At 74.3% G+C, this 13,797-nt stretch carries 12 protein-coding genes; 3 read left to right on the top strand and 9 right to left on the bottom strand.

Annotation, left to right across the window (positions count from 1 at the left end):
• Positions 1 to 38: 38 nt before the first annotated feature.
• From ACZ6J5_RS21535 to ACZ6J5_RS21495, 9 genes are all read right to left on the bottom strand, one after another.
• Positions 39 to 1,475, bottom strand: a complete 1,437-nt coding sequence (locus ACZ6J5_RS21535; protein WP_469393818.1) for an MFS transporter — start codon at positions 1,473 to 1,475, stop codon at positions 39 to 41.
• Between the two features lie 98 nt (positions 1,476 to 1,573).
• A complete protein-coding gene (locus ACZ6J5_RS21530) occupies positions 1,574 to 2,743 on the bottom strand; it encodes a MalY/PatB family protein (RefSeq protein WP_469393816.1) in 1,170 nt (389 codons plus the stop codon).
• Positions 2,744 to 2,823: 80 nt separating this feature from the next.
• Positions 2,824 to 3,846, bottom strand: coding sequence for a class II fructose-bisphosphate aldolase (gene fbaA, locus ACZ6J5_RS21525; RefSeq protein ID WP_469393814.1), 1,023 nt, complete (start codon positions 3,844 to 3,846; stop codon positions 2,824 to 2,826).
• Between the two features lie 220 nt (positions 3,847 to 4,066).
• Positions 4,067 to 4,606, bottom strand: a complete 540-nt coding sequence (pyrE, locus tag ACZ6J5_RS21520) for an orotate phosphoribosyltransferase (protein ID WP_469393813.1) — start codon at positions 4,604 to 4,606, stop codon at positions 4,067 to 4,069.
• 24 nt (positions 4,607 to 4,630) lie between these two features.
• Entirely contained in the window at positions 4,631 to 5,422 is a 792-nt protein-coding gene (locus ACZ6J5_RS21515; protein ID WP_469393811.1) for an aldose epimerase family protein, read from the bottom strand.
• A 33-nt stretch (positions 5,423 to 5,455) separates the two neighbouring features.
• Entirely contained in the window at positions 5,456 to 6,379 is a 924-nt protein-coding gene (locus tag ACZ6J5_RS21510; protein ID WP_469393809.1) for an SRPBCC family protein, read from the bottom strand.
• A gap of 72 nt (positions 6,380 to 6,451) precedes the next feature.
• Positions 6,452 to 8,062, bottom strand: coding sequence for a polyamine aminopropyltransferase (locus ACZ6J5_RS21505; RefSeq protein WP_469393807.1), 1,611 nt, complete (start codon positions 8,060 to 8,062; stop codon positions 6,452 to 6,454).
• Between the two features lie 75 nt (positions 8,063 to 8,137).
• Positions 8,138 to 8,656: a DUF2617 family protein gene (locus ACZ6J5_RS21500; protein WP_362483743.1), complete on the bottom strand. Its 519-nt coding sequence runs from the start codon at positions 8,654 to 8,656 to the stop codon at positions 8,138 to 8,140.
• Between the two features lie 285 nt (positions 8,657 to 8,941).
• On the bottom strand, positions 8,942 to 9,196 hold the full coding sequence (locus ACZ6J5_RS21495; protein ID WP_469393805.1) for a hypothetical protein: 255 nt from the start codon (positions 9,194 to 9,196) through the stop codon (positions 8,942 to 8,944).
• Between the two features lie 134 nt (positions 9,197 to 9,330).
• Between ACZ6J5_RS21495 and ACZ6J5_RS21490 the strand changes: the two genes are divergently transcribed.
• From ACZ6J5_RS21490 to ACZ6J5_RS21480, 3 genes are all read left to right on the top strand, one after another.
• The gene (locus tag ACZ6J5_RS21490; RefSeq protein ID WP_469393804.1) at positions 9,331 to 10,509 is read left to right on the top strand and encodes a pyridoxal phosphate-dependent aminotransferase; all 1,179 of its coding nucleotides are present in this window, start codon (positions 9,331 to 9,333) and stop codon (positions 10,507 to 10,509) included.
• A gap of 155 nt (positions 10,510 to 10,664) precedes the next feature.
• Positions 10,665 to 12,455, top strand: coding sequence for an NlpC/P60 family protein (locus tag ACZ6J5_RS21485; protein ID WP_469393802.1), 1,791 nt, complete (start codon positions 10,665 to 10,667; stop codon positions 12,453 to 12,455).
• A gap of 178 nt (positions 12,456 to 12,633) precedes the next feature.
• The gene (locus ACZ6J5_RS21480) at positions 12,634 to 13,761 is read left to right on the top strand and encodes a glycosyltransferase family 39 protein (RefSeq protein WP_469394188.1); all 1,128 of its coding nucleotides are present in this window, start codon (positions 12,634 to 12,636) and stop codon (positions 13,759 to 13,761) included.
• Positions 13,762 to 13,797 lie beyond the last annotated feature (36 nt).

The following is a 13,797-nucleotide window of genomic DNA, read 5'->3' as shown; positions in this document are numbered from 1 at the left end:
GCGGGCGCCCCGCATCCCGCGCGGGCGGTGCCGGGGCTTCAGCCCTGGTCGCCCGGGTCCAGCGGCGGCGCGGTCACCCCGCAGTGGTAGCGGCTCTCGGGCTGCCGGGCCGGCGCCTCGGGCGACCGGACGACCGCCCAGGCGAGCCCCGCGCCCACGACCAGCAGCCCCGCGCACAGCGGCATCGCCCGCCGGAACGTGTCCCCGAACTCCTCCGCCGAGCGGTACGCCTCCGGGCTCATCCCGGTCAGCGCGGGCAGCGCGGCCACCGCGAGCAGCCCCGCCGCGCGGGCCGCCGCGTTGTTGATCCCGCTGGCCAGCCCGGCCCGCGCCACCGGCACGGAGGCGAGCACCGTCGCCGTGAGCGGCGCGACCAGGGTCGTCATGCCGAGCCCGAGCACCAGCATGGCGGGCAGCACGTCCGTCAGGTACGAGGCGTCCTCGCCGACCCGCAGCATCAGCAGCATCCCGGCCGCGCACAGCAGCGGCCCCACGGTGAGCGGCAGCCTCGGCCCGGTGCGCTCGCCGAGCTCGCCGGACTTCGCGGAGCCCAGCAGCATCAGGACCGTCGTCGGCAGCATCGCGGTGCCGGCGGCGAGCGCCGAGTAGCCGGACACCACCTGGAGCTGGAGCGCGGCCAGGAAGAAGAACCCGCCGAAGGCCCCGTAGACGCAGAGCGTGACCAGGTTGACGGCGGTGAAGATCCGCGACCGGAACACCGAGGGCGGCACCATCGCGCCCTCGGCCCGCCGCCGCTCCACGCCGACGAACCAGGCGCCGACCAGCACCCCGGCCGCCCCGGCCCACCACGCCTGCGCGATCAGCGCGTACGTCACGAGGGCGAGTCCGGCCGCGCCGAGCACCGCGCCCAGCACGTCGAAGCGCCCGTGCACGGCCTCGTCGCGGGACTCGGGGACGTGCCGCAGGGCGACGGGGACGCAGACCAGGGCGAGCGGCACGTTCAGGAAGAAGACCCAGCGCCAGCCGGGCCCGTCCACCAGCCAGCCGCCCACGAACGGCCCGACCGCCGCCCCCACCCCGCCGAAGCCGGACCACAGGCCGACCGCCTTCGCCCGGTCGTCCTCGTGGAAGCTGGCCTGGATCAGCGCCAGCGAGCCGGGCGTGAGGAGCGCCCCGCCGACACCCTGGAGGGCCCGCGCGGCGACCAGGACGCCCGCGTTGGGGGCGAGCCCGCACAGCAGGGAGGCGACGGCGAACCAGACGACGCCGATCACGAAGACCCGCCGCCGCCCGTACCGGTCGCCGAGCGAGCCGCCGAGCAGGATCAGCCCGGCGAGGGTGAGCATGTAGGCGTTGACGGTCCACTGGAGGTCGGCGAGGTCGGCGCCGAGGTCCTCGCCGATGTGCGGCAGGGCGACGTTGACGACGGTCGAGTCGAGCAGCGCCATGCCGGAGCCGAGGACCGTGGTGAACACGATCCAGCGCCCCGTGCCCGAGGCGAGCCGGATGTCCATGCCAGCATGGTCCCGCGAACGAGCGGAACCCGCCCACCGAAACCGGCACGGGGCGCGGGCCGGTCGCCGCGAGCCGGGCGCGGGTCTGACGACAGGCCCTAGCTCACCCGCAGCCGCCCCGCCGCCCGCACCAGCGCGTCGATCCCCCGCTCGGCCTTGGCCCGAGGGCAGCCGACGTTGAGCCGGACGAAGCCGGGGGTGCCGTAGGTCCCGCCGGGCATGATGGCGACCCGTTCGGCGGTCACCAGCTCCTCCTGGAGCGCGGACTCGTCGATGCCGAGCGGGCGCAGGTCGATCCAGGCGAGATAGCCGGCCTGCGGCGGGGACCAGACGACGCCGGGCAGCCCCTCGGCGATCCGCTCCTCGACGAGCCGCATGGTCCCGGCGACGTAGGCGCGGAGCGCGTCCAGCCAGGGCGCCCCGTGCCGGTAGGCGGCGATGTGCGCGGTGAGCGAGAGCACGGCGGGCGAGGCCAGGCCCTCCCCGGTCTCCATGCGCCGGATGAAGGCGACCCGCTCGTCGGGGTCGCCGAGGAACCCGTACGAGCCGGAGAGCGCGGGAAAGTTGAACGCCTTGGTCCCGGAGGTGACCATCGCCCAGCGCCGCCCCCGTCCCGCCTCGGCGACGGCGGCCCAGGGCACGTGGCGGTGCCCGGCGGCGGTCAGGTCGGCGTGGATCTCGTCGCTGACGACGGCGACGCCGTACCGCTCGGCGAGCCGGGCGAACTCCTTGAGCTCGTCGGCGCTCCAGACCCGCCCGGTCGGGTTGTGCGGGGAGCAGAGCAGCAGCATCCGGCTGTCGGGCCGGGCCAGCTCCCGCTCCAGGGCCTCGGGGTCGTCGAGCGGCACCCCGCGCAGCTCGCGCCCGAGCCCGGTGACGGCCTTGCGGAAGCCGTCGTAGGTGGGGCGGTGGACGACCACGCCGTCTCCCGGTCCGGTCCACATCCGCAGCAGCTGGGAGAGCTGGTTGAGCACGGAGGGCGCGTAGACCATGGCCTCGGGGTCGACGACGGTCCCGTACCGCTCGGCGTACCAGTCCCGGACGGCCTCCCGGAACTCCCCGAGCCGCCAGTCGGTGTAGCCGAAGACCCCGTGGCCGACGCGCTCGCGCAGGGCGTCGAGGACGGCCGGCGGGGAGGCGAAGTCCATGTCGGAGATGGTGAAGGGCAGCAGGTCGGGCACGCCGAAGCGGTCGGATATGCCGTCCCACTGCACCGACCAGGTCCCCCGCCGGTCTATCTCACGGTCGAAGTCGAACGCGTCCACCATGTCTCGTTTCCTCCCCGGAACGCCGAGAGGCCCGGCCCCGTGAAACCGGAGCCGGACCTCCCGACATGAACAGCGACTGCTTACTTCATCTTGGTGCCGGCCGAGCGCAGCGCGACACACGCCTCGCCGACACGGGCGGCCATGCCGGCCTCGGCCAGCTTGCCCCAGGTGCGCGGGTCGTAGGTGTTCTTCTTGCCGACCTCGCCGTCGACCTTCAGGACGCCGTCGTAGTTGCGGAACATGTGGTCCACGACCGGGCGGGTGAAGGCGTACTGGGTGTCGGTGTCGAGGTTCATCTTCACGACGCCGTTCTCCAGCGCGATGGCGATCTCCTCGGCGGTGGAGCCGGAGCCGCCGTGGAAGACGAAGTCGAACGGCGAGGACTTGCCGTACTTCTCGCCGACACCGGCCTGGAGGTCCTTGAGGAGCTCGGGGCGGAGGACGACGTTGCCCGGCTTGTAGACGCCGTGGACGTTGCCGAAGGAGGCGGCCAGCAGGTAGCGGCCCTTCTCGCCCAGGCCGAGCGCCTCGGCGGTGCGCAGCGCGTCGTCGACGGTGGTGTACAGCTCGTCGTTGATCTCGTGCGTGACACCGTCCTCCTCGCCGCCGGTCGGGGTGATCTCGACCTCAAGGATGATCTTGGCGGCGACGGCCTTGGCCAGCAGCTCCTGGGCGATGGCCAGGTTGTCGGCGAGGGTCTCGGCGGAGCCGTCCCACATGTGCGACTGGAACAGCGGGTTCAGGCCGCGGGCCACGCGCTCGGCGGAGATGTCGAGCAGCGGGCGGACGTAGCCGTCCAGCTTGTCCTTCGGGCAGTGGTCGGTGTGCAGCGCGACCGTGATGTCGTACTTGGCGGCGACGATGTGCGCGAACTCGGCCAGGGCGACGGCGCCCGTGACCATGTCCTTCTTGTACTGGCCGCCCAGAAACTCGGCGCCACCGGTCGAGATCTGGATGATGCCGTCGCTCTCGGCCTCCGCGAAACCACGCAGGGCGGCGTGGAGAGTCTGCGAGGAGGTCACGTTGATGGCCGGGTAGGCGAACTTGCCTGCCTTCGCCCGGTCGAGCATCTCGTTGTAGACCTCGGGGGTTGCGATGGGCATTCGTCCGCTCCTTGTGATGTGCGGGTGTGTGGTGCTAGGCCCTGACCTGGGGGCGACGTCATCGTCACCACCCATCTTTCCAGACTCCTGTACGAGCTCCCACGGGCCCTGCACACGCAAAGGCGGGGTGTTTCACGTGAAACACCCCGCCTTTTCACAAAAGCGCAGGTCAGAACGGGCCCTACGACAGCGCCGGGACCTAAGTCACGACTTGGCGCCGTTAGGCCAGACCGAGATCCGAGAGCTGGTAACCGGTGAGGTACGGCAGCCCCGCCTCGGCGATGGCACCGGCCGCGCCCCGGTCGACGATGGTCGCCACGGCGACGACCTCGCCGCCGGCCTCGCGGACCGCCTCGACGGCGGTCAGGGGCGAGCCGCCGGTGGTGGAGGTGTCCTCCACGACCAGGCAGCGGCGGCCCTTGACGTCGGCGCCCTCGATCCGGCGCTGCATCCCGTGGGCCTTCTGCGCCTTGCGCACGACGAAGGCGTCCAGGCGCTCGCCTCGGGCGGCCGAGGCGTGCAGCATCGACGTGGCGACCGGGTCGGCGCCCAGCGTCAGACCGCCGACGCAGTCGAAGTCCAGGTCCTTGGCCAGGTCGAGCATGACCTGGCCGACCAGCGGCGCGGCCTCGCCGTCCAGGGTGATCCGGCGCAGGTCGATGTAGTAGTCGGCCTCACGACCCGAGGAGAGGGTCACCTTGCCGTGCACCACGGCCTTGTCCTTGATCTGCTGGAGCAGCTCAGCGCGTACGTCAGTCATGCTCACGAGCTTAAAGCCGCCCGGTCAGAGCCGACGCCAGCGCCAGGTCGCCGCGAGCTCCAGGGGGTCGATCGAGGTGACGAGCCGCGGGTGGGTGTTGAGGCCGTTCGGCGGGCCGGACTGCGGCTCGACGCAGACCGCGTCGGCCGGCTCGTCGTAGATCACCAGCCACTCGGCCCGGCTGGTCACGCCCAGTTCGAGCTGCTCCGGCCAGGTGAGGGTGATGTCGACGCCGCCGGGCATCCCGAAGCAGTCGTCCCAGGGGCGCGGGGTCGGCTCGACGCGCCGGCCGGTGGGCAGATGGTCGGCGCCGCGCTCCTCCTGCCAGCCCGGGGCGAAGTCGAGCTCGACGTCCGCGCCGCCGAGGCTGCGGCGGAACCAGGGGTGCCAGCCGACCTGCGCCGGGAAGGAGGCCCCGAGGGTCTCCACACCGAGCTGGAGCGTCAGGGAGTCCTCGGTCAGCTCGAAGGTCTGGGTGACCAGACCGCTGTACGGCCAGGGGTCGGTGAGCGCGGTGGTGAACGCGGCGGTGCTCGCGGTGACCTCCGCGGTCTTCCATGGGACGTCACGGACGGTGCCGTGCAGGGCGTGCGGGGCGGCGTGCTCGCTGACGGGCAGCCGGTGCACGGTGCCGCCGTTGCGGAAGCGCGCGTCGGCGGTGCGGCCCGCCCAGGGCGCCATCACGAAGGAGCCGAAGCGCTCACCCTGGAGCAGCAGTTCGGTGCCCCCGATGCGCAGGCCGACGATGCGGCAGCCGTGCTCGGGGTCGATGGTCAACTCGGCGTCGCCGGCCGTCAGTCGCGTCAGAGTGCTCACACACCGACCTTATGGCCTGCTCCGATTCCCCCGTCAGCGGCGTCGCCGCAGGGCCCGTCCGACGACGACGGCGGAGGCGATCGCGAGGGCGGCGGCGGGGGCGATCCAGCGCAGCGTGGCGGTGGCGCTGGAGGTCTCGGGGGCCGGGACGGGGGCGTAGCGCCCGCGCGGCGGGGCGTGGTCGACCTCCTCGGCGCTGCGGCCGATCATCGTGCGGCGCGCGTGGGCGGCCTCGGCGGCGGGCGGGGTCAGCGGGTCGGTACGGCCGCCCCGGCCGGCCGCCGCGCCGGGGTCGTCGTCGAGTTCGAGCCCGTCGAGCCCGTCGAGCCCACGCCGTGGCGCACCGCCGTCGGCTTCGTCGGTGCCGTCGGTGCCGTCGGTGCCGTCGGTGCCGTCGGTGCCGTCGGTGCCGTCGGTGCCGTCGGTGCCGTCGGCCGCGTCCGCACCCCCGGGCTCCTCGACCCCGTCGTCCACCCCGTCGTCGTCGCTGTCGTCGTCGCCGCCCTCCGCCGCCAGCTCGGCCTCGACGTCGGCGACGGCGGCCAGCGCCTCGGCGAAGCGGTCGAGGAGGCGGGCGCCGGCCGTGTGGCGGGCCTCGGGGTCGGCCTCGGCGAGGCGGCCGGAGGCGTCGACGCGGCCGGTGAAGCCGAGCGTGGTGCCCTCGGCCACCGGGGTGAGGGTGAGCGTCAGCTCCAGGGCCGCCGAGCCCTTGCCGCGCACCTCCTCGCCCTCGCCCACGACGGCGAAGGCGCCGTCCGCGCCGGCGGTGAGCCGCAGGGCGCCTCGGTAGGTGATGGTGTTGCCGCCCACCCGGACCTTCAGGCGCCCGGCGAGCGGGTCCGTGTCCGTGGCGGGGTCCTGCTGGAGACCGGGGACGCAGCGCGCGACCCGCGCCGGGTCCGTCAGCGTGGCGCGCAGGACCTCGGCCGGGACCGGGACGAACACCTCATGCTCCATGGAAGCCGAGCCTACTCAGACGGACGCCGCCCGTCGCCTGTTCGCGTGCCACCGGGGACGCCGGATGCCCGGTCAGTAGCGCGGGTGCACGAGCGTGGACGGCGGCAGCCCGGCCTCCCGTGGGGTGCGGGTCCGCTCGACGCGGGCCTCCGCCGTGGTGAGCGAGCGGGTGGTCAGGGAGCGCAGCCGGGGCGCGGCCGGGGCGAGCGCGAGGGGCGGGCGGTCCGGGGCGAGGGCGGCCAGCAGGAAGCCCCACGGGGCGGTGGGCGCCCGAGCCGCCCGCGCGGGGGCGGCTGTCGCGCCCGGGTCCGCCCCGTACGGGCGGGTGGCGAAGCCGGCGGCGCGCAGGGTGGCGTCGACGGTCCAGTAGGCGCGGGGGCGGGCGCCCGCCGATCCGGCGTGGACGACGAGCCGCCCGCCGGGGGCGAGGGCGCGGGCGACCAGCCCGTAGAACTCCTCCGAGTAGAGCTTGGCGCCGGCCGTGAGGCCGGGGTCGGGGAGGTCGGAGATCACCACGTCGTACCGGTCCCGTGGGAGCCGGGCCGTGCGGAGCCAGCGGAAGGCGTCCCCGTAGGCGACGGTGACGCGGGGGTCGCGGAAGGCCTGCCCGTTGAGCGCGGCGAGCTCGGGGTCGGTGCGGACGAGGCGGACGACCCCGGGGTCGAGCTCGACGACGGTGACGGCGCGGACGTCGGCGTAGCGCAGCACCTCGCGGGCGGCCAGTCCGTCGCCGCCGCCGAGGATCAGCACCCGGGCGCGGGGCCCGTTCATCGCGGGGTGCACCAGGGCCTCGTGGTAGCGGTACTCGTCGCGGCCGCCGACCCGCAGCCGCCCGTCGAGGAAGAGGTCGGGCGGGCCGCCGAGGCCGCCGGTGACCACCACGTCCTGGAGCGGGGTGCGGACGGCGACCCGCACGTCGGCCCCGTAGACGGCCCGGCGCGCGGCCTCCTCGAAGTCGTCGGCGAGGGCGGTGGCGGCGCCGAGCGCGGCGAGCACGACGACGTTGGCGCCGACCAGCAGCCAGCGGGAGCGGCGGGTGAGGTCGCGGCGGAACAGCCAGAGCACGAGGGCGCCGCCGGCCACCGCGTTCACCGCGCCGGTGACGAGGGCGCCGGTGAGCTGCCCGAGCCAGGGCAGCAGCAGGAACGGGAAGGCGAGCCCGCCGACGAGCGCGCCCACGTAGTCGGCGGCGAAGAGGTCGGCGACGGTTCCGGCGGCGTCCTGCTCGCGCCGGGGGCCCTGCTGGATCAGCGACATCAGCAGCGGGATCTCGGCGCCGATGAGCACGCCGATGGCCAGCGAGAACGCCACCAGCACATAGCGGGCCTCGCCGAGCCAGGCGAAGGCCGCGTACAGCACCATGGCCGAGCTGCCGCCGATCAGCGCGAGGCCGCACTCGACCAGGCCGAAGCCGACGGCGGCGCGGCAGCGCAGCCGCTTGGCGAGCAGCGAGCCGACGCCCATCGCGAAGACCATGACGGACAGCACGACGGACGCCTGGGTGACCGAGTCGCCGATCAGATACGAGGCGAGCGCCACGAGCTCCAGCTCGTACACCAGGCCGCAGGCGGCGCACACGAACACGACCGCCAGCACCGGATAGCGCACCGGGCGCGGCCGACCCGGCGGCAACCGCACCGCCCGCTGGGCTGGCGGGGGCGCGGTCACGGGCGGGTCGATCATGCTCGTAACGCTACGTCACTCATCTGTCGCTGTTTGTCACCCACACGAGTGCACCTGGGGTGAAACCTCGGCGCGTCAGAGTGTCGCGGGCATACGCGCGCCGATCCGGGTTCTGGTCACCACCAACTGCCCTTCCTGCGGGTACGCGTGCCAGGTGCGCCAGCGCACCTGGCCCTCGTGGCGCTGCGCCAGCATCGCCGTGAAGGCGTGCGGCGAGCCGGGGAAGGTCCCCGCGAGGCCGTGCGGGTGGTCGGCGACGAGCGCGAGCAACTCCTGGGCGCGGCCCGCGAACGAGCCCTGCGTCAGGGTCTCGACGCGCGCGGCGAACTCGTACTCCCATTCGCCGACCCGCTTGGACACGCCCAGCGGCAGCGGTGTGCTGCTGCCGGGCATGCAGGCGACGGTCTCCGAACAGGTGCGGTCCGCCTCCTCCAGGAGCACTTGGTGGGAGGCGCCGAGCAGCCGCAACTGGAGTTTCGCTCCGGACAGTTCGAGGTCGAGCACCGCCAGCGCGGGCAGCGGATCGCGCCCCAGCGCCCAGGCCAGGTCGGCGGCGCGGGTGTCGGTGTAGGAGGTCTTCAGGGTCGTGAGCATGGATCGGCTCCGCAAACACGGTTTGGCGGGTGGGCCGGGGGCGTCCCGGCGAAGGGGCTCCGACCGGGAATGGGGATCGCCGGCTCGGGTCCACACACGGTCCGAGGGGCTGGATGTTCTCAACAGCGAGGGAATCATGAACCGTGGGTAGGTCACAGCGTTTTTACCCAACTTGGCGTGGTTTCCATCCCCTAGGGGGCCCCACGGTTCAACTGTTCAGTCGGAATCGATCGTGTGGCTCCCCCACCGGCCCAACGGAAGCGCCCGCGACGCCCGTTGCGTACGTCAGCTGGAGCCGCAGCCGCCCCCGCCGCCACAGGACGAGGAGGAGCCGCAGGACGAGGACGAGCCGCAGGAGGACGAGGAGCCGCAGGACGAGGACGAGCCGCAGCCGGCGCTGGTGCTGCCGCTGCTCCCGCTGCCGCCGCCGCCCGCCCAGCCGCGGCGGCGCCGGCGCCGCTTGGCCGCGGCGTTGCGCCGGACGGCCGCGGTGCCGCCGATGACCAGGACCGCGAAGACCGCGATGATGAAGACGTCCATGACTGTTCCCCCGTGATGTCCGACCGTGCCCCCCGGCACGGTCTCCGTCCGCCGTTCTCCCGGCGTGCGAGGGGGATTCCCGGCCCCGGCGACGCTCAAAGCCCACTTGAGCAAGTCCAGAGCTTCGCCCCAGGATGACGGGCATGACACGACCGCCGCTCAACCGCAGGCTCGCCGAGTTCGGTACGACGATCTTCGCCGAGATGTCCGCCCTCGCCACCCGCACCGGCTCGATCAACCTGGGCCAGGGCTTCCCCGACACCGACGGCCCCGAGGAGATCCGCGAGGCCGCGGTCCGCGCGCTGCGCGAGGGGCACGGCAACCAGTACCCGCCCGGCCCCGGCATCCCCGAGCTGCGCGCGGCGGTCGCCGACCACCAGCGCCGCCGCTACGGCCTGGAGTACGACCCCGACAGCGAGGTCCTGGTCACCGCCGGGGCCACCGAGGCGATCGCCGCCGCGCTGCTGGCCCTGGTCGAGCCGGGCGACGAGGTCATCGCCCTGGAGCCGTACTACGACTCGTACGCCGCCTGCGTCGCCATGGCGGGCGGCACCCGGGTGCCCGTCACCCTGCGCCCGCACGACGGGGCCTTCGCGCTCGACCTGGACGAGCTGCGCGCGGCGGTCACCGACCGGACCCGGCTGATCCTCCTCAACACCCCGCACAACCCCACCGGCACCGTCCTCAGCCGCGCCGAGCTCACCGCGATCGCCGAACTCGCCCAGGAGCGCGACCTGCTCGTCGTCACCGACGAGGTCTACGAGCACCTGGTCTTCGACGGCGCCGAACACGTCCCGCTGGCGAGCCTGCCGGGGATGCGGGAGCGGACCGTGACCATCGGCTCGGCGGGCAAGACGTACTCCTTCACCGGCTGGAAGGTCGGCTGGATCACCTCGACCCCGGAGCTGACGAGCGCCGTCCGCTCCGCCAAGCAGTTCCTCACCTACGTCTCCTCCGGCCCCTTCCAGTACGCCGTCGCCGAGGCGCTGCGGCTGCCCGACTCCTTCACCGACGGCCTGCGCGCCGAACTCCAGGCCAAGCGGGACCTGCTGAGCGAGGGCCTGGCCGCCGCGGGCTTCGGCGTGCACCGCCCGGCCGGCACCTACTTCGTCACCACCGACATCCGCCCCCTCGGCGAGAGCGACGGCTTCGCCTTCTGCCGGGCGCTGCCGGAGCGCGCGGGCGTCGTCGCGATCCCGAACGCGGTCTTCTACGACCACCGCGAGGAGGGCGCGCCCTTCGTCCGCTTCGCCTTCTGCAAGCGGACCGAAGTCCTCCAGGAGGCGGTGGACCGGCTGAAGCGGCTGGCCTGAGGGCGGCGCGGGGGCACGGGTAGGGTCCCCTCGTCCTTGATCGTCGACGAGGCGATCGGGCCCTAGACCCCGGGGGGTACCCGTCCATGTCCGCACCGCATTCCGCCGCACCCGAGCCCGCGGCCCCGTCCGCGTCTCCGTCCGCGTCTCCGTCCGTGTCTCCGTCCGCGGTCGAGTCCGCGCCCGCGTCCGCGCGTTTCGCGCCCAGCCGCCGGGCCGCCCTGTTCGCCTTCGCCGGTGTCGCGGCGGGCGGGGCGCTCCCGTTCGCCGGGGCGGCGCCCGCCGTCGCCGCCGACGTCCCGCCGGCCGGGGCGGCGCCGCTGCCGTCCGCCCCGGTGCCCGGCGCCCGGCTGCCGATGGTCCTCGACCCCACCGACCCCTGGCACTACACCGCCCACCCGGCCGGGCCGCTGACCACCCGGGCGATACCCGGCGGGCTGGAGGTCGCGGACGCCGGGGGTGTCCTCGCGACCCTCACCACGGGGGCGCGGACCGTGACCGTGCGCGGGCCCCGGCGCTGGTTCACCGAGCAGAAGCGGCCCGTCACGGACGCCTTCGACCGGACCCTGACCTCGGGCACGACCGGCTGGGGCCAGTCCCCCGAGGGCGGCTCCTGGATCCCCAACAGCAAGGACGACGCCCACGTCGGGGACTACAAGGTCGAGCAGGGCCGGGCCGTCGTCACGCTCCGGACGCCCGGCGAGAGCCGGCACTCCTACCTCTCCGACAAGGCCATCGGCGACGTCCGGGCCCGCGCCCGCTTCTCCTTCGACAGGAAGCCCGTCGGCGGCCCGCTCTCGCTCGCGCTGACCTTCTCCCTCTCGGCCCTGGTCACCCACTACCGGGCCCGCCTGATCGTCACCCCGGCCGGGGAGGTGCAGCTCACGATGGAGAAGGCGCTCGACGACAGGAACGTCGTCGTGCTCGCCGCCCCCGTCACCGTCGGCACCGGCTTCGCCGCCTTCGACCACTGGTGGGTGCAGGTCGAGAAGGCCGAGGGGACGCTGCGCGCGCGGGCCTGGAAGCACGGCGAGGCCACCCCCGACTGGCGGTTCGCGCTGCGCGACCCCGAGCCGGACACCGCCCTCGGCGCCGGGGCCGTCGGCGTGCGGGCGCACGCCGCCGAGACGGCCTCGGCGGGCACCGAGGCCCGGGTCTACGACTTCCTCGTCGAGGAGGCGTCCTGGACCGACCCGCCGGTGATCAGCCACGACACCTGGGTCCGGGTGCTCCCGGAGCCCTTCGACGGCACCTGGACGCCCGCGCTCGCCCAGCGGGTCGGCGCCTGGGCGGGCGACTCCTCGCCGGACGCGCTGGCGTACGCCGCCATGTACCTGCCGGGGGCACCGGCGGTGACCGGGGTCGTGGAGGACGGCGACAAGGTGCCGCGCACCACGCAGCTGCTGGGCACCTCCCGCTACAGCGCGCCCGCCCCGGACACCGGCGAGCGCTCGATCGGCGCCGACTTCCAGGAGTACCTGGGGATCTCGTACAAGTTCGACGGCTTCCCGGTCCGGCAGCCGGAGGCCCCGTACCTGAAGTCCCTCGACTGCTCCGGGTACGTCCGGATGGTCTACGGCTTCCACATGAAGCTGCCCCTGCTGCACGAGAACGCCGCCCCCGACCTGCGCGGACTGCCCCGCACCTCGACGCGGCAGGCGGGCTCGGGGCCGGGCGTGAAGATCGCCGACGGGGGCACCTCGGCCCCGCCGCTGGACGGGCTGCGGATCGGCGACGTGGTCTTCTTCGACCCGGACACGGACCCCTCGGCGGGCGGTCACATCGGGATCTACGCCGGCGCGGACCACCGTGGCCTGCGCCGCTTCCTGTCCAGCCGCAAGACGCCCAACGGCCCGACCCTCGCCGACGTCGGCGGCCGGTCGGTGCTCGACGGCGACCCGGGCGAGACGTACACGGGCAAGCTCCGGGTGATCCGGCGCTTCTGACCCGCGCGCCCCCTCCGTGCCGCGCGGTTGATCGGGTAAACCGATTTGTCGTACGACGTTTCGTCCGATGTGTCGGATGTGACCGGATTTCCGCGTGCACGGAGGTGCCCCCCTGTCCGCCGAGACCCTCGACCGCCCGGCGTCCGCCCCGCGCACCGCCCCCGCCGCCGCCCGGCGGGTGCCCCGATGGCAGGCCGCGCTGCACCGGGCGGCCCCCGCGCTCGGGCTGTTCGCCGCCGCCCGCCTCACCGGCACCCTGGTCCTCGCCCTGTGGGCCTGGCACCTCGACCGCTCCCCCCGGGCCCTGCTCGCGAAGTCCTGGGACTCCGACTGGTACACCCGGATCGCCGCCCACGGCTACGGCCGCACCGTGCCCTGGGGAGACGGCGCCGTCCAGTCCGACCTGGCCTTCTTCCCGCTCTACCCGGGCCTCGTGCGCGCCGTCGCGACCGTCCTGCCCGTCGCGTACGGGACGGCCGGCCTGCTGCTGTCCTGGCTGGCCGCCGGGGCCGCGGCCTGGGGGATCTACCTGGTCACCGAGCGGATCGCGGGCCGCCGGGCGGCCGTCGTGCTGGTGCTGCTGTGGGGGCTGCTGCCGCACTCGGTCGTGCTGACCATGGCGTACACCGAACCCCTGATGACCGCCTTCGCCGCCTGGTCGCTCCACGCCCTGCTGACCCGCCGCTGGCTCCTCGCGGGCACCCTCGCCGCGCTCGCCGGACTCTCCCGGCCCAACGGGGTGGCCGTCGCCGCCGCCGTGCTGGCCGCCGTCGCCGCCGAGCTGTGGCGGCGGCGCGGCCGGACCGGGCCGCGCCCCTGGGCGGCGGCCCTGCTCGCCCCGGCCGGCTGGCTCTCGTACGTGCTGTGGGTCGGGGTCCGCGAGGGCGATCCGCTCGGCGGCTACTTCGCCGTCCAGTCCGGCTGGACCTCCCGCTTCGACCTCGGCCGGGGCGCCCTCCGCTTCGTCCGGGAGATGCTGCGCGGCCCGACCCAGGCGGGCTTCGTGATGGCCCTGGTGATCACCGGCGTCGGGGTGCTGCTCTTCGCGCTGCTCGCCTTCGTGGAGCGCCCGCCGCTGCCCGTGCTCGTCTACACCGGGGTGCTCGTCCTGATCACCGTCGGCGGCTCCGGCTTCTTCGAGTCGAAGCCGCGCTTCCTGCTGCCCGCCTTCCCGCTGCTGCTCCCGGTGGCCCTGGCACTGACGAGAGCCCGGCCACGCGCCGCGATCCTGGTGATCGCGGGCCTGGCCGGGCTCTCGTTCGGCTACGGGCCGTACGTGCTCACGCTGGCACGCATGGCCGTATAGGCGCCATGGGCGCCACAGGTGTCAGGAGCGGTGGCG

Source organism: Streptomyces sp. NPDC042100 (assembly GCF_055582325.1).
Note: the sequence above shows the minus strand (reverse complement) of the source record. Positions and strands in the feature narration are given on the sequence as shown.